This window comes from Streptomyces sp. NPDC001787 (assembly GCF_040297465.1).
Taxonomy (GTDB): Bacteria; Actinomycetota; Actinomycetes; order Streptomycetales; family Streptomycetaceae; genus Streptomyces.
The window spans coordinates 1-19,883 of record NZ_JBEOZE010000051.1 but is presented as its reverse complement, the minus strand read 5'-3'; the positions used below and the strand labels follow the sequence as shown (position 1 = coordinate 19,883).

General features: G+C 70.3%; 18 protein-coding genes and 2 pseudogenes. 10 read left to right on the top strand and 10 right to left on the bottom strand.

The genetic code is table 11. The features are described 5' to 3' along the window. Positions 1 to 119 precede the first annotated feature (119 nt). Entirely contained in the window at positions 120 to 1,691 is a 1,572-nt protein-coding gene (locus ABT170_RS38935; RefSeq protein ID WP_329944994.1) for an ABC transporter substrate-binding protein, read from the top strand. 123 nt (positions 1,692 to 1,814) lie between these two features. Here ABT170_RS38935 and ABT170_RS38930 read toward each other — a convergent pair whose 3' ends face one another. Continuing rightward, complete coding sequence (locus tag ABT170_RS38930) at positions 1,815 to 2,021, bottom strand: cold shock domain-containing protein (protein WP_329944993.1); 207 nt, start codon at positions 2,019 to 2,021, stop codon at positions 1,815 to 1,817. A 306-nt stretch (positions 2,022 to 2,327) separates the two neighbouring features. On the opposite strand from ABT170_RS38930, the gene ABT170_RS38925 reads away from it, so the two are divergent. Together ABT170_RS38925 and ABT170_RS38920 are read left to right on the top strand one after the other, a co-directional pair. Continuing rightward, positions 2,328 to 3,155: a M55 family metallopeptidase gene (locus ABT170_RS38925; protein ID WP_329944992.1), complete on the top strand. Its 828-nt coding sequence runs from the start codon at positions 2,328 to 2,330 to the stop codon at positions 3,153 to 3,155. A 75-nt stretch (positions 3,156 to 3,230) separates the two neighbouring features. Further along, the gene (locus tag ABT170_RS38920; RefSeq protein WP_351875702.1) at positions 3,231 to 3,971 is read left to right on the top strand and encodes a class I SAM-dependent methyltransferase; all 741 of its coding nucleotides are present in this window, start codon (positions 3,231 to 3,233) and stop codon (positions 3,969 to 3,971) included. 90 nt (positions 3,972 to 4,061) lie between these two features. Here ABT170_RS38920 and ABT170_RS38915 read toward each other — a convergent pair whose 3' ends face one another. The 4 genes and pseudogenes from ABT170_RS38915 to ABT170_RS40760 all read right to left on the bottom strand — a co-directional run. After that, positions 4,062 to 4,919: a DUF3592 domain-containing protein gene (locus ABT170_RS38915; RefSeq protein WP_329944990.1), complete on the bottom strand. Its 858-nt coding sequence runs from the start codon at positions 4,917 to 4,919 to the stop codon at positions 4,062 to 4,064. A gap of 729 nt (positions 4,920 to 5,648) precedes the next feature. Further along, a complete protein-coding gene (locus ABT170_RS38910; protein WP_351875698.1) occupies positions 5,649 to 7,820 on the bottom strand; it encodes a TerD family protein in 2,172 nt (723 codons plus the stop codon). A gap of 107 nt (positions 7,821 to 7,927) precedes the next feature. Beyond that, entirely contained in the window at positions 7,928 to 9,934 is a 2,007-nt protein-coding gene (locus ABT170_RS38905; RefSeq protein ID WP_502970636.1) for an NACHT domain-containing protein, read from the bottom strand. 357 nt (positions 9,935 to 10,291) lie between these two features. Continuing rightward, a pseudogene (locus ABT170_RS40760) lies at positions 10,292 to 10,540 on the bottom strand (helix-turn-helix domain-containing protein); the annotation flags it as partial. Between the two features lie 173 nt (positions 10,541 to 10,713). Between ABT170_RS40760 and ABT170_RS38900 the strand changes: the two are divergent. From ABT170_RS38900 to ABT170_RS38885, 4 genes are all read left to right on the top strand, one after another. Continuing rightward, positions 10,714 to 10,941 carry a hypothetical protein gene (locus ABT170_RS38900; protein WP_351875692.1) on the top strand — a complete coding sequence of 76 codons (228 nt, stop codon included), beginning with the start codon at positions 10,714 to 10,716 and terminating at the stop codon, positions 10,939 to 10,941. A 114-nt stretch (positions 10,942 to 11,055) separates the two neighbouring features. Then, positions 11,056 to 12,285: a serine hydrolase domain-containing protein gene (locus ABT170_RS38895; protein ID WP_351875690.1), complete on the top strand. Its 1,230-nt coding sequence runs from the start codon at positions 11,056 to 11,058 to the stop codon at positions 12,283 to 12,285. Positions 12,286 to 12,388: 103 nt separating this feature from the next. Next, positions 12,389 to 13,453, top strand: coding sequence for an alpha/beta hydrolase (locus tag ABT170_RS38890; protein WP_351875687.1), 1,065 nt, complete (start codon positions 12,389 to 12,391; stop codon positions 13,451 to 13,453). Between the two features lie 193 nt (positions 13,454 to 13,646). After that, complete coding sequence (locus tag ABT170_RS38885; RefSeq protein ID WP_329945620.1) at positions 13,647 to 14,165, top strand: hypothetical protein; 519 nt, start codon at positions 13,647 to 13,649, stop codon at positions 14,163 to 14,165. 164 nt (positions 14,166 to 14,329) lie between these two features. On the opposite strand, the gene ABT170_RS38880 is transcribed toward ABT170_RS38885, so the two are convergent. Continuing rightward, on the bottom strand, positions 14,330 to 14,569 hold the full coding sequence (locus ABT170_RS38880; RefSeq protein ID WP_329945627.1) for an MDR/zinc-dependent alcohol dehydrogenase-like family protein: 240 nt from the start codon (positions 14,567 to 14,569) through the stop codon (positions 14,330 to 14,332). Between the two features lie 90 nt (positions 14,570 to 14,659). Between ABT170_RS38880 and ABT170_RS38875 the strand changes: the two genes are divergently transcribed. Next, complete coding sequence (locus ABT170_RS38875; protein ID WP_351875684.1) at positions 14,660 to 15,088, top strand: DUF3592 domain-containing protein; 429 nt, start codon at positions 14,660 to 14,662, stop codon at positions 15,086 to 15,088. A 183-nt stretch (positions 15,089 to 15,271) separates the two neighbouring features. Here ABT170_RS38875 and ABT170_RS38870 read toward each other — a convergent pair whose 3' ends face one another. Then, the gene (locus ABT170_RS38870; RefSeq protein WP_351875681.1) at positions 15,272 to 16,114 is read right to left on the bottom strand and encodes an SDR family NAD(P)-dependent oxidoreductase; all 843 of its coding nucleotides are present in this window, start codon (positions 16,112 to 16,114) and stop codon (positions 15,272 to 15,274) included. Positions 16,115 to 16,321: 207 nt separating this feature from the next. Between ABT170_RS38870 and ABT170_RS38865 the strand changes: the two genes are divergently transcribed. Continuing rightward, the gene (locus ABT170_RS38865; protein ID WP_329945617.1) at positions 16,322 to 16,909 is read left to right on the top strand and encodes a TetR/AcrR family transcriptional regulator; all 588 of its coding nucleotides are present in this window, start codon (positions 16,322 to 16,324) and stop codon (positions 16,907 to 16,909) included. Positions 16,910 to 17,346: 437 nt separating this feature from the next. Continuing rightward, complete coding sequence (locus ABT170_RS38860; protein WP_351875751.1) at positions 17,347 to 17,988, top strand: GNAT family N-acetyltransferase; 642 nt, start codon at positions 17,347 to 17,349, stop codon at positions 17,986 to 17,988. Between the two features lie 88 nt (positions 17,989 to 18,076). Here the strand turns inward: ABT170_RS38860 and ABT170_RS38855 are convergent, their stop codons facing one another. The 3 genes and pseudogenes from ABT170_RS38855 to ABT170_RS38845 all read right to left on the bottom strand — a co-directional run. Next, positions 18,077 to 18,487, bottom strand: coding sequence for a VOC family protein (locus ABT170_RS38855; RefSeq protein ID WP_329945616.1), 411 nt, complete (start codon positions 18,485 to 18,487; stop codon positions 18,077 to 18,079). A gap of 267 nt (positions 18,488 to 18,754) precedes the next feature. Further along, positions 18,755 to 19,282 carry a hypothetical protein gene (locus tag ABT170_RS38850; RefSeq protein WP_351875677.1) on the bottom strand — a complete coding sequence of 176 codons (528 nt, stop codon included), beginning with the start codon at positions 19,280 to 19,282 and terminating at the stop codon, positions 18,755 to 18,757. A 337-nt stretch (positions 19,283 to 19,619) separates the two neighbouring features. Beyond that, positions 19,620 to 19,883 (bottom strand): annotated as a pseudogene (locus ABT170_RS38845) (DUF4097 family beta strand repeat-containing protein); the annotation flags it as partial.

The window sequence follows — 19,883 nt, the reverse complement described above, 5'->3', positions numbered from 1 at the left end:
CACCGCCCCGGTCGGGTCGGCAGTGCTGGACGGGCGCGGCGTTCGCCGTCGTTTCTGACCTGATCCGGTTGTCCGGGGACACCCCCCACGCGGCCGGCCGAGAGTATGAGGCACGTTCTGTGAAGGTTCGTACGAGGCGGCCGATCACCCTTATCGCCGGGGTACTGGCAGCGCTGCTACTGGCGGGTTGCGGTTCTCAGGACGACGAGGAAAGGATAGTTGTCGGGATGTCCGACGACATTCTGGCCACGGATCCGGCCGCGGGATACGACCCCGGCTCCTGGCTGCTGTTCAACAATGTCTTCCAGTCCTTGTTGAGCTTCCCGCCCGGGGGTTCCACCCCTGTCCCGGAAGCCGCGAAGGAGTGCGCGTTCTCGGACGGCAGCAAGACCTATACGTGCACCCTGCGGGACGGGCTGAAGTTCAGCAATGACAACAGCCTCACATCGGCGGACGTCAAATACTCCTTCGACCGGACGATCAAGATCAACGACCCGGCCGGTCCGGCGCCGCTGCTCTCCACGATCGCGTCGATCGACACCCCGGACGAGAAGACGGTCGTCTTCCGCCTCAAGGTGCCCGACGCCACCTTCCCCAGCAAGATCGCGTCGGGGGCCGGTTCCATCGTGGACCGTCAGATCTACCCCAAGGACAGCCTGCTGGAGGGCGGCAAGGCGGTCGGCTCCGGCCCCTACAAGCTGGACTCCATCGAGGACTCCAAGGCCGTCTTCTCGGTCTACTCCGGGTACCGGGGAACCGCCGAGGTGAAGAACTCCGGCGTCACGCTCCAGCTCTTCCAGGGCAACCAGCAGGCCCTTCAGTCGTCCCTGGAGAAGGGCGATGTCGATATCGCCTACCGAGGCCTCAGCGCCAAGGCGATCGCCGCTCTGGACACCTCGTCCACCGAGGAGAAGGAAGGGATCGACGTCGTCCAGGGCAACAGTGCCGAAGTCCAGCACATGGTGTTCAACGTCGACGACCCGGTGGTGGGGAAGCTCGCGGTGCGCAAGGCCATCGCCTATCTCATCGACCGCTACTCCCTGGTCAGCGAGGTCTACCAGTCCACGGCGACACCGCTCTACTCGGTCGTCCCGGTCGGCATCACCGGCCACGGCACGTCCTTCTTCGACACGTACGGCGACAGCCCGCAGCCGAAGCAGGCCAAGGAGGAGCTGCGGGACGCGGGGATCACGGACAAGGTGGAACTCACCCTCTGGTCCACCCCGAGCCGCTACGGCCCCGCCACCGATGACGAACTGCAGACCATCGCCGATCAGCTGAACCAGAGCGGACTGTTCGACGCCAGGATGAAGTCCGTCCCCTTCGACGAGTACGAGAAGGGCATCGCCGAAGGCAAGTACGGCGTATACGTCAAGGGCTGGGTGCCGGACTATCCCGACCCGGACAACTTCACCCAGCCGTTCTTCGGCGAGGGCAACGTCCTGTCGAACAACTACGAGAACAAAGAGATCACCGACAAGATCATTCCCCAGACCTCGTCGATGACCGACCGCGCGAACACCCGGCAGGAGTACATGAAACTCCAGGACATCGTGGCGCAGCAGTTGCCGATGCTGCCGCTCTGGCAGGGCAAGCAGTACGCGGTCGCCCACGAGGACATCCGAGGCCTGCAGAACTGCCTGGACACCTCCACCGTCTTCCGGTTCTGGGAACTGAGCACCGCCTACTAGCCGGGGACCTCCGCCGGCAGACGTCCCGCCAGGGCCCGGCCTTGCGAGGCCGTGGTCCCGGCCGGGGCGGGGCGGGACCGCAGCGTGGCACACGGCGCGGGCCAGGGCTTCGGCCGCTCCGTTTCACGGGCGGACCTCGCGGGCCACGAACCTGCCCTGGCCGAGTTCGATGACGAAGGACACCAGTTGGCCCTCCGAGAGGACCCGGCGGTCGGCGTCGATGTCGTCGGACGCGAGGAACAGCGGTTCCTTCCGGCCGTGCGGAACGACGAAACCGTACCCCTCGGCGGAGCTGTAGAACTGGATGATCCCTTTGCAGCGCTCGCTCATGACGGCGTGCCCGCCGGCCGATTCCGACCCGGCGGAACGGGTTCCGGGCGGCCGGCGAAACGGCGAAACCGCAGACCGGAACCGCGGATGTGGGCGGGAAACGTGCGTAATTCCATGCCCGGCTACCTTCCCGAACCCTTCATGGGCACGCGTGCCGCACAGGGGTGGGAAGGGGCGCGTGGGGTCACAACTGGGATCACGGAATGCCTGGGGCCGCGCCCCTCCGGCCGCCCAGGAGCGATGGCGCCGCTGGTCCGCCGATCCGGGCTCGGGCCCCGTCGGCCCGTCGCGTAGGGTCCCGGAGGTATGAAGATCCTGATCTCAGTCGACATCGAAGGCGTTTCGGGGATCGTGCACCCCACCGAGACGAACCCGGACCGCTACGACTTCGAACGCGGCCGGGCACTGATGACGGCCGAAGCGAACGCCGTGATCGCCGGAGTCCTGGACGCGGAACCGTCCGCCGAGGTCCTGGTCGCCGACGCCCATGGCACGTACCGCAGTCTGCTGCCGGAGGAACTGGACCGTCGGGTACGGCTGGTACGCGGGAAGCCGCGCCCGCTCGGCATGCTCGGGGGACTGGACGAGGACACCGACGCCGTGTTCCTGATCGGCTACCACGCCCGTGCCGGCGGCGGGCCCGGCGTGCTGTCGCACTCCATGAGCGACGACATCCTCGATGTGCGCGTGGCCGGACGTTCCCTGGGGGAGATCGGCCTCAACACGGCCATGGCAGGGCACCTGGGTGTGCCGGTCGTACTGCTCAGCGGCGACGACGCGGCCTGCGCCGAACTCCTCGACCTGGTCCCCGCCGCGGCCACCGTCCAGGTCAAGCAGGCACTCGGCCAGGCCGCCGCGGTCACCCTGCACCCCGAGGAGGCCCGGGAGCGCCTGCGCGAGGCGGCGGCCGAAGCGGTGAAGCGGACCGTGCCGGTCCCGCCGCTGACCATCGCCGGGCCGATCGATGTCGAGATCGATTTCCACAACCCGTCCACGGTCGACCTGGCGACACTCGTACCGGGGGTCTCCCGCGCCGAGGGCAGCCGGACGGTCACCTTCACCGCCGACGACTTCGCCGATGCCTACAAGCTGGTCCTCCTCTTCGTGCAGCTCGCCACCATCAAGCCGCGCTGAGTGCCGGCCGCTCGGGCGAGCGGCGGGGCCGGAAATCCTTCGACACCGCCGCTCGCCCGAGGCATCCTCGGCAGCATGCGACAGAACCAGATCTGGGACACCGAAGCCGCCCGGAGCTATGACACGCCCGGCACCGGAATGTTCGCGCCGGAGACTCTGGACCCGGTGCTCGACCGCCTCGCCGAACTCGCCGATGGCGGACGGGTGCTGGAGTTCGCCATCGGAACCGGCCGTGTGGCCGTCCCGCTCGTACGGCGCGGAGTGCCGGTCACCGGCATCGAGCTCTCACAGCCGATGATCGACCGGCTGCGTACGAAGGCGGATGCCACGACGATCCCGGTCGTCGTGGGAGACATGGCGACCACCAGAGCCCCCGGCACATTCCAGCTGGTCTGTCTCGTCTACAACACCATCTCCAACCTGCTCACCCAGGCCGAACAGGTCGCCTGCTTCCGCAATGCCGCCCGCCACCTCGCACCGGGCGGACGGTTCGTGATCGAGCTGTGGGTCCCGGAACTGAGGAAGCTCCCGCCGGGACAGCAGGCCGTGGTCTGGCAGTCCGAGACCGGCTACATCGGTCTGGACACCTACGACGTGCTGCGCCAGCGAGTCGTCTCCCACCACTTCCGGTTCGACGGCGACGGGACGTCACAGGTGTTCCGCAGCCCGCACCGCTACATCTGGCCCGCCGAGCTGGACCTCATGGCCGAGTTGGCGGGCTTCGAGCTGGAGTCCAGGCACGCCGACTGGCGGGGAGGCGGGTTCACCGCCGATTCGCGCTCCCATGTCTCCGTCTACCGGCTTCCGCACGGGTAGCGCGTGGTGCGCCGAAGCCGCGTTCGCCGGGGCGCCCCCGTCGCACGACGCACCGCCGCGTCACGTCCCCGGCCCGTCGCGGTCCGGGCGTCACAGCAGGACCCCGCCCGCGACGGTGGCCGCCGCGCAGAGCAGCAGGAGGACCACGATGAAGACGATGCCCCGGATGCCGGAGCGGCGGGCGGCGGCGCGGTCCAGGGTGAAGACGGCGGGGTCCTCGGGCGCGTAGTGGACCGGGAGTTCGCGTCCGTACCAGTCGGCAGGGCGTCGTACGCCGTTGCGGAGGCGGGCGGTGACCGCCGTTCCCTCGTGTGTCGTGAATGCGAGGACCGGGGTGTAGCTGGTCGAGACGGACTCGCCGTCTTCCCAGACGGACTTGAGGACGGCGACGACCCGGCCCGGAACGCGCACGGCGGCGGCCATGTGCGCGGCCTCGACGCGTAGCAGACGGAGGTCGTGGCGCAGTAGGGAGACCATGGCGACGGTCAGCGGTCCGCCGACGCCCAGCAGCGCCCACGGATATCCGTACCGGATCGCGATGTCCGTGACCAGACCGGCGTACAGCAGGAACACCGCGAAGTTCGGCCAGGCCCGCCCGTCCTCGCCGTCCTGGAGGCCGTAGCTGATCCAGAACCGATCCGGGTCACCGGGCGGGTGGAGCACCGCGACCTCACGCCCCACCCATACCGTGTTCAGTTCGATGCCGCGCTCGGCCACGTAGGGCAGGACGTGTTCCTGCCCTGTGACGGCGTCGGCGAAGGCGATCATCACGGGTATTCCGGCCGTGCCGGGGCTGCCGTGCGGAGGGGTCCGCACCTCGACGATCCGCCCGCTCACCCGTACCGTCCGCTGCGAGCGGGTGGCCCCGGCCAGCGCGCGCCCGTATCCGACCAGAGCCCATACGCCGCACGCCGCGCACCACAGCAGCAGTGTTCCGTGCCAGTTCACGCCCGCCCCCTGTCCGTCGTTCGTGCGCAAGGTCTACCACGGCCGGGCCGGCCGGCCGGGAGGAACTCAGACTTCGCCGAACGGCGGGCAAATGGGCCGCGCCCGGACGCGGTGGCACCGGCGCAAACGCCGCCCGTTCCCGGCCAACTAAGGGCTGTCCCGCAATTCCTGGCGGGCGCACGACGACAGCTACGGCACCTCGCCGCGTTGTCGAAACGCCCGAATACATCCAGTATGCGGGCGCCTCTCCGCCTGGCGATGCACCGCATCCGACGCCGCGCGCTGATCCACCAGGAATTGCGGGACAGCCCTTAGCTTGCGGGCACGGGTTTCTGACGGATTGCTGATACCCGCCGGCGACCCTAGTCCTCCGGCTCCGCACCGGACGTGCGGCCCGGCCCGTCAAGGAGAAGGGTCCCGCATGGACGCATCCCGCCGGATCCGGCACGGGCGCGGTGCTCGGCGGCCTGTGAGCGGCCCCGGCCGTCGCCGCTACCGCAGCCGCGGCCCCACCTCCGGAGCCGAAGTCTCCGTACGCCCCCGTGGTCACCACGGAACAGAATCCTGCCGCACCTGCGAGCGCTCCGGCCCGATGACGAAGACGACGATGCCGGGGTGCCGTTCGGCACCCCGGCATGATGTCGAGGGCAAGGAAAGCGGAGGGACTGGATCTGTGAGAGGAGTGAGAAGGAAGTCCGTCCATGGCCTCGCCGGAACAAACGTTAGCAGTCAGCCGGGGATCAGGGCACGCAGGTTTTCCGGGGTGATGACCAGCGAATCCGGATGCAGCCCGTCCGGGCGTTCCCGACCGATATAGGTGACGGGACCGGCCGGGACCGAAGCGCCGTCCCAGATCGTGACGGCCGTCGCGCGATCCGTCATCAGGCCGGTGAGATACCGGACGGTGAGGTGATCGCGCTCGACGATGCCCCGCACCAGCGTGGCGACGGACACCCGGTTCCCCTCGACCCGGTTGGCGTGCGGAGCGCCCCGGAGATACAGATGGAGCCACTTGGCGTACCACCGGCCGTCGCTCCCGCGCAGGAACACCAGGGGCAGCGCCACCCGGCCCGGACCACGCAGTTCCGACTTCATGCGCACGGTACGCGGCTCGAAGGGACGGCCCCGCTGCTCGGCGTCGCGCAGCATGAAGCCGAAGAACGACTCCTCGACCACTTCGAAGCCTTCTCCCGCGTAGATGTTGACCTGCGGAACGATGAATGTGCCGCGTACGGCGTCCAGGCGCAGATCGATGAACTCCGAGGCACCGTCGGGTGCGTCGGTGATGTCGCCGGAATGCGCGCCCCCGACGTCCGAGAGAGCGGTGTACGACAGCCAGGAGACGGTCGCGTACGAGGCGTCCAGCATCAGCGCCGACAGGTCGTAGTCGGTCCTGTGCTCCGTCTGTTTCCAGTGGACGAAGAAGCGCAGCAGCTCACCGTCGACGGGGGAGAGGGAACCGCGCGGCAGCACGCCGAGACCGGTGGCCGTCGCCCTGCCGCTGAGCGGGAGTGCGACATCGAGGATGCCGGGGTCGATCAGAAGGTGCTCCGGCTCCGGAAGGCGGCTGCGCGTCTCCGTGTCGAGAACCGCGGTCAGACGCTCGCGCTCGGGCGCCGGCACGGGAAGGCGGGTATCGGCGGTGACCCAAGCCCGGCCGAGGCCGTTGACGAAGACCCGGCGATCGCCCGTCTCCCGCGCTCGGTTGTGGAAGTGCTCGCGGACCGACAGCAGGACCCGGCCGGAGACCTGCGGGGCGACCTGCCCGGCGGCGGCCACGACGGCATCGCGCTCGTCCTGGGTGCGGCAGACGCGCAGCAGACGGTCCAGGGAGCGGAACAGCTTGCCCGGGGCGGCCGTCAGCAGCCGCACGGCCCCCGTGACGTCGTTCCTGCCCAGCAGCTCCTCGACGTGGCTGTCGAAGGACCGGGCCTCCTTCTCCCCCCGGGCCACGGCGAACACATCGGCGGCGTGCGGCCGGCCCGGGTACTCGTGCGGGTGGAGGCGCTCGCCGAGCCGCTTGAACGCCTCGCGGTGCGCGGTGACATCGGCGAGCTTGGCGGGGGCCGCCGCGACGACCGCATCGAGGCCGGCGATCAGGGCGCGGCGGACCGGCCGGGACAGCGACCGGAACCGGGTGGGTTCCACCAGGCTCACGTCGCCGTCCGACAACGCGCAGGCGAGACGGAGCACATCGGTGACCGTGTCCAGCAGCAGATCCGCGCCGGCGCCCAGGCGGGCGAGGTTGATGACGGCACGGGCCTCCCGCACCGGGATCGCCTCCGGCTGGGGGCCGTCGGCACAGTGCCCGGCGAGAGCCCCGAGGTCACGCAGCCCGTCCTCGCCCAGCGGGGTGGTGCTGCCCGCCAGGGCCAGGTACAGGGCGGTGACCTCGTCGTCCGCACCGCCGCCCGGATGCAGCACCGTCATCCGGTCGCCCGCCGCCGCGATCAGCTCGTCATGGGCGGCGAGCATCTCGGCGTACGTGTGCCGGTAGTTGCCGTACGACGGGAGGGTCAGCAGGTCGAGCACACCGGTGCTGAGCCGGGCGAGAGTGCTCTGGCGCGAGGCATCGTCGGCGAGCGCGTCGACGAGGCACCGAACCCAGAAGTCGTACGTGTCCGGCACATTGGCCGGGAAGTCGACGAAGTAGACGTTGTGCCGGACATGGTCGCCGGTCATCTCGCGGACGGTGTCCAGCGTACGCACGGCTGTGTCGACGACGGTCTCCTCGGCCAGCCCCGACAGCTGCTCCATCAGGGAGGCCGAGAGCTTGAAACCGACGGACATCAGCGCGGCGTCGAACCGGCGCGCCGCGCCCCCGCCCCCGCCTTCGGGTCCCAGGGGGACGGGGAGGCGGTGCGTGTGCCGGATGACCAGGGGTTCGAGGCGGTGTGCCATCCGGGCATGCTCCCAGAACCGCGCGGGCCGACGCACTCGGGTTTTCCCGCACCGTGCGTACGACCGGGCGGGCGCGGTCGGCGCCGGGAGCCCACCCCGGCGGGAGCCTACCCCCGGCGCGTGAACGTGGCCGGCGCATAGCCGGACTGCTGCTCCCGGAACACCCTGCCCAAATGGTGCTGGAGCCGGATATGGCGGAACTGGTAGACGGCACCGGCCCGGCGCAGCACTCCTCGGCGATAGGCGTCGTCCAGGAACGCGGCCGTGTCCCAGGGCAGTTTGCCGGACAGGGGCAGCCAGACACGGCACAGGACCACCCATCGCCCCCAGGCCGTGAAGGAGAGCGCGTACGAGAACGCACCCCCGACCCCGCCGACCGAACCGATGACGAGTCCGTCCGACACCTTCCAGTTCATCGGCCCCAGAACCCCTTGGAGCACGGAGGTGACCAGATGCCCGACCAGGGCGATCGCGAGGGTGAGCGCCGGTACGAGAACGAGGACCTGGCGGCGCACCGTCGCGCGGTTCGAGGACAGCAGACCGGCCGGGGTGGCGGCCGAGGAGATGTCCAGCGGCGCTTCGAGCGCGGCCAGGAGCCCGAACACCAGCCCGGCGCCCGCCCCGAAGATCAGCCCGAAGGCCAGCATGTTGACGAGCATGCCCTTGATCACCGCATCATCGACGAGCGGGAGCCCGTGGTAGAGCCGGCGCTGGAGGACGAGGGCACACGCACATCCGACCCCCATCACGAAGCCGCCCAGCAGCACGGTCCCGAACCGGGCGGTGAACGTGCGTACCGGCCGGCGCCCGACGCTCCCGGCGCCCGGCAGCCGAAGCCGCACGCGGGCGGGCTCGAACTCCTCGGCCCCGAACGAGGCGATGAGCCCGTACACGGATCCGAAGGCGAGTCCGGCGACCGACCCCATCAAGCTGCCCAGCAGCAGGACCTCGCCGATCGTGTACGGCGTGAACAGGAGAGCCACGAGCCACTCGGAGACGGCGACGCACATCGCGGACGCCACCACGACCGTCATGACGCGTGTCGGGAGAGGCAGCGAATCGCCCATCTGCCACCAGGCGAGATCCTGTTGCTCACGGTCGAGCCGGGACAGATGGTGAGCGAGATGGCCGAGCCAGCGCTCGGCGCGCTCCGCACCCCAGTCCCGCTCCGGGGAACGGCGTCCGTCGGCGGTCCGCTCGGCGGCGCGGTGCCGGTAGACCGTCGGCACGAAGCCCGCCAGTAAGTGCTCCTCGAGCGAGTGCGCGTCGGGGAACCGTTCGGCGTCCAGCATCTCCATCGGATCGCTGTCGGGCGCTTCGCTGTACATCGTCCGCGCCAGCGTGATCATGAGCGGGGTGCTCAGCACCCTGGCGAGGGCGGGTTCCGTACCGCCCTCCCGGGCAGCCAGCTCGCCCAGTACGGGTTCCCATGACGCCCCCCTGCCGCTGTGCCCGCGACCACGGGCGACCGGCCGGGCCGTCCGGGGCAGATAGACGGCGAGGTCGTCCAGGGTGAGGTCACCGAGCTCGATACCGGCCGCCCACACCAGCGGGGAGCCGGCCTCCTGGACCGCCTCGGCGAACTCACCACGCCTACTGGTCACCACGAGGGGGAGGGAGGTGGTGTTCAGCGCCTCCAACGCCGTGCGCCGCAGGCCTTCCGCGATCTCGTCGAACCCGTCCAGGACCGGGAGCACGAGATCCGCGTCGACCAGGGCGGCGGCCAGCGTCGCCCCGCCGGGGGCACGCCGGGTGAGGTGGGGATGGTCACGCACCAGCCGGTCGATCAGCCAGTCCCGCAGCGCGACGGCCGTCGGATCCCAGGACCCGACACTGAAGATCACCGGCACCCGGTCGAGAGGGGCCCGGGTCTCCAGGAAGTCCAGGACGAACCTGATCGTCAGAATCGACTTGCCCGATCCTGCCCGGCCGAGAACGACCAGCCGCCCGGACGGGATCCGCCGGTAGACCTCGGCCACCTTCCGCAGATCACCGCCGAGGTCCAGACGCGGGGGCGTCGCTCCCGACGGCAGGCGCTGAATGTTCTCGGGGTGGTCGGTCAGCGAGGACGGCGCGTCCTGCCAGCGCACCGGCAGGGGAAAGGGGTCGTGCACCCGGCGCTGTTCCTCCTCCCTTCGCCAGCGACGCCTGATCTCCTTCGCCAATTCCTCGGCGGCGATGGGAAGTACGCCGACATCCGGTGACGCCCTCCGCTCATTTCCGGAAACAGAAAAGGGAACAGGAACAGGAACAGGAACAGAAGGAACAAGACCAGGAACGGAGAAGGGGAGGGGAACAGGCGTGGGAGGGGGAGTGGCGGCACGCTGCGCCGCGGGCCGGCCGTCGACCCCTTCGAGCACGTGGACTGCTTCCGCTGCATCGACCGCGTCGCGCACACGGGTGGCCGGCTCGGGCGTCGCGGGAGCCGCTACGGTCCGCGCGCCCGTGAGGGTGGCCGCAAGCCGCTGGCGGTCCTCCGCCCCGGCCTCCAGCGCGTCCGCCAAGAGGTTCAGCGTCCCCAGCCGGTGGTCTCTGGACTTGCCCGTCTCCAGTCTGCGGATGGTGCGCACACTCACCCCGGACCGCTCCGCCGTCTGCTCCTGCGTCAGCCCCGACCGGGTCCGCAGCCGACGCAGCAACGGGCCCAACTGTTCCGCCACTTCGATACCCCCTCCACACCGAGCGCGGTCGGCCGTGAGCCTACCGTGACGGCCGGTCATACATGGCCGGTGCCATGGCCTGTCCTCCCGACCGCGGGAACGCCACGATCAGTGGAGCCCGGCCGGGACCGCCACCGGGTGACGCACTCCGTGGGGCCTCGACCGGCCCCCACCGCGCACGGACGCCCCCGTCCCATGAACACACCGCCGACCACGGCCCATGAGGAGTCGACATGGCATACCGCTACTGGTGCGGCGAGTGCGGGTTCAAGACGCCGTGGCTCGGTGAATCCCAGGGCGAGCAGCGGCAGATGGACCACTACGCCAAGCGGCATCCCGGAATTCCCCCCGGCGGCCTGGTCGAGACCGGGCGGAAAGGCATGAACGGCGGCTGCGGATGTGTCCAGGCGGTGGGAGTCCTCATCCTGCTGCTCCTCATCGCTGCCGCGTGCCGGCGTTGAGGGCCGTCCCGTGATCGTCACCGAATTCCCGTAGACCCGGAATTCTCCTCCGCTCGTCTAACCACATGGCGGCCGGGCGGAATCGGGTCACCCAACACCATGGAGAGCAAAGAGATGAGCATGCTCGACACCCTCGCGGCCCGTCCCTCTACGGACACGGGGAACTCACCCGCCGGCGGCGCCGACAGGCGGCCCGCGCCGGGGCCGAAGCGCCGGCGATGGCTGCTGCCGGCCGCCGTGATGACCTGCCTCCTGCTGGGTGGTGTCGGCCCGGCGAACGCCACGGACAAGACCCCGGCCGACCTGCTGCGGGCAGGCGCCGAACTGGGGATCGCCGATGGATACCCGGGCGTGATCGGCATGGTGCGCCAGGGCGACACCACCGAATACGTGCGCGCGGGCGTCGGCGACCTCTCCACCAAGGTGCCCGCCGACCCGAAGGCGAAGTTCCGGATCGGCAGCAACACCAAGGCCTTCACCGCCACCGTACTGCTCCAACTCGTGGGCGAGCAGCGGCTCTCCCTGGACGACACCGTTGCCCGCTGGCTCCCGGGAGCGGTCGACGCCAACGGCTACGACGGAACGAGGATCACGGTCCGCCAGCTGCTCAACCACACATCGGGTCTGCCCGAGTACTCCAGCAGTGCGCAGATCGCCGGCCCCTATCTGCTCAACTCCAACCCGCGGCAGACCTGGGCCCCACAGACGCTGGTGGACGTCGCCCTCTCGCAGCGCGCCCCGAACTCCGTACCGGGCGAGAAGTTCGGCTACGCCAACACCAACTACGTGCTGGCAGGCATGATCATCAAGGCCGTCACCGGCGCCGACGCGGCCAAGGAGATCACGCGGCGCATCATCGAACCCCTGGGCCTGACCGACACCGGCTACCCCACCACCGATCCCGTCATCTACGGCAACCACCTGCGCGGTTATGTACACCCGGTGACGTTCATCACCTACGACGTCACGGTCTCCGACGTGCAGATCTTCGGGCCCGCGGGCGCCATGGTGTCGACCCTCGACGACCTGGCGGCGTTCGGGAGGGCGCTGCTGACCGGAAAGCTGCTGGCACCCGCGCAGATGACGGAACTCAAGACCACCGTGCCCGCGAACAGTTCGGGAACCTCCGCCTACGGACTCGGCATCCAGCATCTCCAACTGCCCTGCGGAAAGTGGGGCTGGGGGCACAACGGCGCGGTGCTCGGCTACTTCAGCACGTGGCTGACCAGCGAGGACGGCGAGAAGCAGGTGCTGCACGCGAACAACGAGTTCCACATGATGGGCGGCACCAAGGGACAGCTCGACACCGGCAAGGCCGCCGTGGACGCCTTCTGCGCCCTGTAGGACGCCCGCAAGCCCGGTGGACCCCGTAGACCCCGCACTCCGCGGGAACCCGTACTCGGAGAGGACAACAGTGAAATCACCGTTCGCCGCCTGGCGACCGCACATGAAGGCAGCGGTCGTTGCCACGGCAATGACCGTCACCGCGATCCTTGCGACGCCGTACGCCCACGCCGAGGGCTCGACCCCTCCGGTGCTGGCCGACGGGTTCGGCCTGACCCAGGTCGCCGGCGGTGCCGTGACGCACTCCGACACCGACTTCACGATCACCGTGACCACCCCGGAGGTGTCCGGCCCGCACAGGATCCGGATCTTCCTTCCCCGCGACTACCGGGCCGACCCCGCCAAGCGGTGGCCGGTGACGTACTTTCTGCACGGCGGGGGAGGGACCGTGGACGACGCCGCGGCCGCCCCCGCGCTGCGCTCGGATTCGATGATCACCGTGGTGCCGGACGGCGGCCTGAAGGGCTGGTACGCCGACTGGGTCATGCAGAACACGCCTGTCGGCGCGGCGAATTGGGAGACCTTCCATCTCAACCAGGTCATCCCCTTCATCGACGCGAACCTGCGCACCATCGCCGACAGGGACCACCGGGCCGTCGTCGGCCTGTCGATGGGAGGTTCCGGGGCCCTGCACTACGCCGAAGCCCGCCCCGATCTCTTCGGCCATGCCGCCTCCCTGTCGGGCGGCCTCGACTTCGACATGGCGGAGATCCGCGGCGCGGTCCTGGCCACCGAGCTCAACCTCACGGGCGCATGGTGCGCCGTGAGCACATCCAGCCCGTCCGGCACCGGCAAGTGCACCGGCTACGGGCCCACCGTCGACAGTGACGCGATCTACGGCTCGCCCTACCCGGTCTTCGACGCGGATCGCGTCTGGAAGGCGGTCAATCCCGCCGCCACCGGCAACCTGGCCGCGCTCACCGACGTCCGGACCACGATCTACACCGGTGACCAGGGCCTCATCGACCATTTCACCGACATCGCCGCCCGGCGCGTCAAGGCCCGCATGGACCAGCTCGGAATCGACAGCCGGCTCGTCGCCTACGGCAACGGGGCGTCGCTGGCCCCCACCTGCGACGGCGGTCACAACTACGGTTGTTGGTCCGCCGCGCTCGCGGACTACATCCCCCGGCTCCAGGCCTCGTTCGACCGGCGGGGAGCGGCGTGACACCGCGATAGGGGAGGCCACCGCCCGGCAGCACCCGTCGCGCCCGGCGGCACCCGTCGCGCCGGGCGGAACCGGGGGAGGGGAACCCGCGTCTGTGGCAGTCGAGGCTGTCGGCGGCACCCTTGCCGCCGCTGGGGCCGGCCACGCGCGCACGGCCGTGGCGTCCTCGGGACGGCGCAGGGAGGGGCATTCCATGCCGTGGAACGTGCCGGAGAACATCAGGATCACGATGCTGCACCAGATGGAGCACAAGCAGGAACCCGGGCTGACGCGCGGCACCTCGCGGGAGACCTCGTGCGTGGTGCGGCGTCCCGGGCAGGGCGAAGTGAAGGTGACGCTCCCCTGCGGGCAGTGCGGCCGGCAGGGGGTCTTCGTCATCCAGGACCTCGCGACGACGAGGGGTCTCCGCCGCGGCGCCATTGTCCGCTCCGTGATCGCGGCCGTGGTCCTGCTGTCGGTCGTCCTGTCCCTGTGGGTCATCGGGTTCGGTGGCGACAACATCGTGCTCCAGGTCGTGGCGATCCCCGCCACGCTCATCCTCGGGCCGATCGCGGTGTACCTGGCGTGCGACCCCAGCAGCGACATAGGGGTCGAGTCACCGAAAATGATCACCTTCAACAGTGACACCCGGCGGGAGGGGCTCTCCTACGTCACACGCAACCCTCGCCGCGGCGAGGGGCTGTGCTGCAGTGGGTACGCCAAGCCCGCGTAGCCGATGCGCGGGACCCGCCGCGGCAGTCCGTCCCGGTCGCGGCACCTCATGGGCGCAGTCGCGGCCGGGGCGGTGGGGATCTCCGCGCTCTCTCGGAACTCCCGTTCACCGGGAGGCACTTCCTTGTGGCTGGTGCGAGACGTACCTCCGGGCGACTGCCGCTGTCAGGCCTGCTCCGGTACGACGGTCAGCACGATCTCGCCCGTGGTCCGGCCGGTCTTTCCGAGGGCATGCGCCTTGGCGGCTTCGGCAAGGAGGAAGACGGCCTCGACGAGGAGGGTCTCGACCCGGACGCCGAGTTCGGCCGCGCGGGACCCTGCCCGGGCGGTGGCCGGGTGCCGCTGTGGCCGCCGCGTTCCCAGGGGTTGTGGCGAAGAGCCACCCCTTGCCGACGACTGACGCACACGGAATCATGACTGCCTTCACCCCTGAGGACATTCGACTGTCAGACATACCGGTGCCCGAGGCCGGGCCGTGAGCATTCCGGGAGAATCATGGTCATCGCTGTCGTCTATCTCGTCGTCTCCCTGGGCGCGAGCGTGATCTACGGCCGGCTGCTGGACCGCCGGCTCAACGGCCCGCAACTGCGGGCCGCCTGGGCGGAGGGACTCACGGCCGAGGCCCGGTGCACGGCCGTGCGTACCGAGGAGGGGCAGGACGCCGAGGGCGGTGTCGTCATCCACCGATACCCCACGCTGGAATTCCGTACGGCCGACGGGCGCAGCGTCACCGTCGAGGAGCGCCAATCACGTCATGTCCCGGCCGAGGGGGAGTCCGTGACGGTCCACTACAGCGCACGGAATCCGGAGGGTGCGACCACCCGTGCCGCTTCGTTCGGCATGCTCCACGCCAGGGCTCTGATCACCGGGGTGGGCGCGGTGCTGGCGGTGGCCACCGCGTCCGTCCTGGCCGTGGTGATCTGACCCCGCGGCCTCGTGCACCGGGCTTCGTCCGGGGGTCGGGGTTGCCGCCCTCATTTCCTGGGCGGGGCTCACAACGACCGGGTGTGATGGGTTCATCGGGTCGCTCATGGCCGGATTCCATGAGGGGCCTCCGACACCCGCCCCCGGCGGCTCGGCGGCGACGGGGCGCCGTTCGGTGCGGGACTACGGCCTTCGGCGGCTCACCAGTTCATCGGTGAGGCGATGCAGTCGCAGCGCTGCCTCCCGATCGAACGCGGGTACCTTCAGGGGGAGTCGGCGGGTGGTGCGGTAGGCGGTGAAGCGTTCGCCGGGCGGGTCGTCCAGGAGCCGGGCCATCGGAGTTACGGCCTTGGTCACGGACGTGGCGATCAAGGCGAAGGACGCCTTGGTCAGGGCGCGAACCGGCGGGGGCAGATGGTCGGGCATGCCGGTCGACACCACGCCGGGGTGGTAGCCGACGTAGCGGATCGGCGTGTCGGCGTACAGCGCGGCGAAGGCCACGCCGAGCAGGTCGTTGGCGCGGAAGGACTGGAGTGTGGCCCTGGTGCCGCTGTAGCGGCGTGTCAGTTGCGGGTCGTCCCAGTGGATGCGGCCCAGGGGGGTTCCCGGGATGCCGACGTTCATGATGACCGGTCGCGGCGCGGACTCCATGGCTTCGCGCAGGCCGTGACTGAGGATGTACCGGCTCAGGTAGGCGAGGGCGAAGCTGTGCTCGAACCCTTCGGGGGTGACGGCGCGGGGGCCGAAGAGCCGGTACCGCTGGGCGCACAGGACGAGTTTGTCCACCGAGGGGCAGGTGCTCCTGATCGCTGTGACGAGTTCCCGGGCCGCGGTCACCGAGGTCAGATCGGCCCGCAGGAAGACAGCCCGGTCCGCGGCCGACAAGGCTGCCGCCTGCCGCAGCAGAGCCTGCCCCTTGGCGGGCGTACTGCCCACGGCGACCACGCGTGCTCCTCGGCGCAGGTAGTGCGCGGCGAGTCCTCCGCCGAGTCCGTCGGTTCCTCCGGTGATGACCACGGTCTGCATGGCTTCCTTCCCCTCCCGAGCCGTGCGGCCGACGCGCGGTGGGGCGCATCGGAACCACTATGCGGATATCGAATATCCGCTTAGGTGGACCGTAGCATGAACCGGATATGCTGTATCCGGTTGTGATCGGGGCACATGAGCGGAAGGGAGCCGCGGATGGGCACGCGGAGGGCGGACGGGGAACCCGGTGCCGCGGAGCCACGCCCGTTGAGACGGGATGCCGAGCTCAATCGGCGGCGCATCCTCCGGGCCGGGCACGAGGTCTTCGCCGAGCGCGGCCTTCAGGCGACACTCAACGACGTCGCGCACCACGCCGGGCTCGGAGTGGGCACCGTCTACCGGAAGTACCCCGACAAACAGGCGCTCGCAGCGGCCGTCTTCGCCGAGGAGCTCGACGGGATCGCGGCGATGGCGCGGGAGGCGCTGGCCGAGGACGACGGGTTCGCCGCACTGGCGGGTTTTCTGGAGAAGGCCCTGGGGCGGGCGGCGGACAACCGCGGACTGCGCGAACTGATGCGCGGCGGCAGCATCGAGGCAACCGGTCTCGTGCGAGCGCGGCAGGAGATCAACACGCGCTGCGAGCAGTTGGTGGCGCGGGCACACGCCCAGGGATCGCTGCGCGACGGCGTCACCGGGGCCGACGTCGTACCCATCGCCGCGATGATCGATGCCGTCATGGGTCTGTCGGCCGAACGCCCGCTTGAGACATGGCGTCGGTATCTGGTGATCATTCTCGACGGGCTTCGCGCCCACCCGGGCCGGGCGCCGTTGCCCACGGCCGGAGGCACGGACTGATTCCGACGATGAGCGCGTCCTGCTCCGGGGGCCTTCGGATGGGGCGCGCGTGGTGATCCCTGGGAGGATTCATGGAACTGCTCACGTCGCTCGACGAGGCGGTGGCCGCCCTCAAAGCCCCTCTGGAGGAGGCCGACCGGGAACAGGGCTGGACCGATGACCTGCGCAGAGAGTTCCAGGAAGAGATCTCGGTCAGCCGTTCCGTGCTGCGCCGTCATGGCTCAGACATGGCGAAGCATCTGCGTCCACGCTTCGACCAGTGGCTGGACCGCGAGGGCGTGCGGCAGGGAAGGCTCCGAGACCTGGTCGCGGACGTACAGCGAGGACTCGTGAACGCCCGCGGCGAACCGGGAAGGCGCGGTGCCCGAGCGCCGCACCGTGCGCCATACAGCGACAACTTCCCCGGGAGGAACCGGGGTTCGAGGAGAGACACAGGCATGGGCCGGACCCTGGCGGAGATACTGGACGCGGCGGCACACGGCACCTTCCCGCCGCCCGACGGGACCACCACCGTCGTGGCGTCGCCGAGCCACCGGGACGCCGGGGTGATCGCGTTCACGGCGCACTCGGTCGTGTTCACGGACGAGGACCCCGAGTGGGTCTACGGGGCACTGGCGGCCCTGGACTGCGACGCGCTGGCCGCCACCATGAACCCGCGGTTCCTGAAGGCGTTCCTGGACCGTACGGGGCGGTCCACCGACACCATCGATCTGCTGACCGTCGCCTCCGCGCTGCCCGGCGGTCCCCCGTTGGACCTGCGGGAGATCCGGGACCCCGTCCACCCGAGGGTCGTACGCGCCCGCAAGCGCCGTGACGACGTACGTATGTGGGCCACCGACGGCGGAGTACTCGTCCTCGGCCGTGGCGTGGCCGGGCGCTGGGAGGCGGCCGTCGAGGTGGAGGAGGACGTACGCCACCGGGGTCTGGGCCGGGCACTGGCGACTGCCGCGCGCCATCTGGTGCCCGCGGGAGAGCCGGTCTGGTCGCAGCAGGCCGCGGGCAACGCCCGCAGCGTACGGGCCTTTCAGGCGGCGGGTTTCCGGCCGGTCGGTGCGGAGGCACTGCTCATCGCCGATTGAGGGCGTACGCGCAGCGGATGCGTGCGGCCGGTTCCGGCGATGCGGCCGAGGCCGCTCAGGTGCCGCGCCGCACCGACGGCGGAACGGCTCAGCCGAGTTCCTGGACGCGGACCAGGTTGCCCGCAGGATCACGGAAGGCGCAGTCGCGGATGCCGTACGGCTGCTCGGTCGGCTCCTGGACGACCTCGGCGTGCCCGGCCCGGACCTGCGCGAACGTGCTGTCGAGGTCGTGGGTGGCCAACAGGATCCAGCCGTACGTGCCCTTGGCCATCATCTCGGCGATGGTGCGGCGCTCGTCCTCGGTGATCCCGGGGTCGGTGGCCGGCGGCGCCAGCAGGATGGAGGTGCTGGGCTGGCCGGCGGGGCCGACCGTGATCCAGCGCATCCTGCCCTGTCCCACGTCGCTGCGGACCTCGAAGCCGAGGACGTCGCGGTAGAAGGCCACGGACGCGTCCGGATCGTCGTGGGGGAGGACGCTCGTGTGAATGGTGATGTCCATGATGATCATGCTAAAGGCTGCCCCGTGATCTCCGGTGGATCAGCGCGCGGCGCCGGATGTGGTGCGTCGCGGCGCGGGGGCGTACATACAGGGGATGCACGGGGGCGTACACGCAAGGGGATGCGTGCGGGCGTTCGGGCGGATGCAACGCCGACCGATCCGCCTGACCGGACCCGTGCGGGCCCGGACGACGAGAGTTCGCCGCAGGTTGGTCCGGCAGCGGCAGAGGCAGAGGGAAGCGGCAGTGGCAGTCCGGGCGGGGGACTGTCAGAGGCTGATGACGGCCCAGAGGCTGCGGCCGTCGGTACCGGTGTCCGTGCCGCATGCCGTCACCCCCGTCTGTGCCGTGATCCGGTGAAGGACATCGTCCCCGTCCGGGCTGTGCCCGGGAGCCGGGCCCGCCCGGTGCGACAGGGCGACGATGCACGCGTGCCCGTCCTGGTCGGAGAGGTGGACGCTGACGCGGCGCCCGGTGTCGGCGACCGCAGCGGTCACCAGGAGCGTGGTCACCGCCCGCACCGCCTCCAGGACCGTGGTGCCGGGCTGGTGCCCCCACTCTCCCAGCTGGGCCACCACCCTGCCTCCGGCATTGCGCACCGACCACGGGGCGGACTCGAAGGTCCAGTTCGCTCCGCGCCGGTCCCGCATGCCCACACCGATCCGCGCGGTGCCGGTGAGCGCTCCATCGGCTCCGGCCTCCGGACGGGGCGGCGAGGACGGCTTCTTCGGAGGGGGCGGAGTCTTCGGCGGGTAGCTCGGCGGCGTACCGGGCTCTTCCGCTACAGGCGCGACCATGAGGATCTCCCGTCGTTCCGGGCATGTGGGGGATGTGCCCGGAGCCAGGGTAGGGGGAGCGGCGGCTGCCGACGCCGGTACGGACCCGGTTCCTCCCGTTCTTCGGGCTCGTGCGGCTCGCCCGGTCGACCCGGCTGACCAGGGAGTCGCCGGCCGGTGCTGAACGACGGCCATCGGGGTGTGCGGGATGTCCTCGACCCGGACGGGTGACTCGGGGGCCGAGGGGTGAACCTCCCTGAGGGGGTGTGGCACAAGAAGGCAACGCGCGCCCTCTCTTTCCCTTCGTGGGGCCGAAGTGCGCGGGGATGTACGTGAGGTGGGGCTGTTTCCGCCGGGGTCAGGCGCGGGCTCGGCGGATGTCGATGTTGCCGTGCCGGGTCCTGGCGCGGACCTCGACGGTGTCCTCGGTCTTCCCCGGGGTCTCGGACGAGGTGAGCGTGTTGCGCACCTGCCCGGAGCTTGAGCTGACGTCGAGCCAGGCTGCCGTGCCCTCGCGGACACCGACTTCGATGGCGCCGTAGCTGGTTTCCAACTGGACGGTGCCACGGGCGACTTCGGCGACGCGCAGGGCGCCGTGGGCGGTGGTGGCGGTGACGGAGCT

What these genes read in the sequence shown, in the direction of transcription:
- ABT170_RS38875 (WP_351875684.1), top strand. Translation starts at nt 14,660, where the DNA reads ATGGTCATCGCTGTCGTCTATCTCGTCGTCTCCCTGGGCGCGAGCGTG.
- ABT170_RS38850 (WP_351875677.1), bottom strand. Translation starts at nt 19,282, where the DNA reads ATGGTCGCGCCTGTAGCGGAAGAGCCCGGTACGCCGCCGAGCTACCCG.
- ABT170_RS38900 (WP_351875692.1), top strand. Translation starts at nt 10,714, where the DNA reads ATGGCATACCGCTACTGGTGCGGCGAGTGCGGGTTCAAGACGCCGTGG.
- ABT170_RS38920 (WP_351875702.1), top strand. Translation starts at nt 3,231, where the DNA reads ATGCGACAGAACCAGATCTGGGACACCGAAGCCGCCCGGAGCTATGAC.
- ABT170_RS38910 (WP_351875698.1), bottom strand. Translation starts at nt 7,820, where the DNA reads ATGGCACACCGCCTCGAACCCCTGGTCATCCGGCACACGCACCGCCTC.
- ABT170_RS38925 (WP_329944992.1), top strand. Translation starts at nt 2,328, where the DNA reads ATGAAGATCCTGATCTCAGTCGACATCGAAGGCGTTTCGGGGATCGTG.
- ABT170_RS38870 (WP_351875681.1), bottom strand. Translation starts at nt 16,114, where the DNA reads ATGCAGACCGTGGTCATCACCGGAGGAACCGACGGACTCGGCGGAGGA.
- ABT170_RS38855 (WP_329945616.1), bottom strand. Translation starts at nt 18,487, where the DNA reads ATGGACATCACCATTCACACGAGCGTCCTCCCCCACGACGATCCGGAC.
- ABT170_RS38890 (WP_351875687.1), top strand. Translation starts at nt 12,389, where the DNA reads ATGAAGGCAGCGGTCGTTGCCACGGCAATGACCGTCACCGCGATCCTT.
- ABT170_RS38860 (WP_351875751.1), top strand. Translation starts at nt 17,347, where the DNA reads ATGGGCCGGACCCTGGCGGAGATACTGGACGCGGCGGCACACGGCACC.
- ABT170_RS38895 (WP_351875690.1), top strand. Translation starts at nt 11,056, where the DNA reads ATGAGCATGCTCGACACCCTCGCGGCCCGTCCCTCTACGGACACGGGG.
- ABT170_RS38930 (WP_329944993.1), bottom strand. Translation starts at nt 2,021, where the DNA reads ATGAGCGAGCGCTGCAAAGGGATCATCCAGTTCTACAGCTCCGCCGAG.
- ABT170_RS38885 (WP_329945620.1), top strand. Translation starts at nt 13,647, where the DNA reads ATGCCGTGGAACGTGCCGGAGAACATCAGGATCACGATGCTGCACCAG.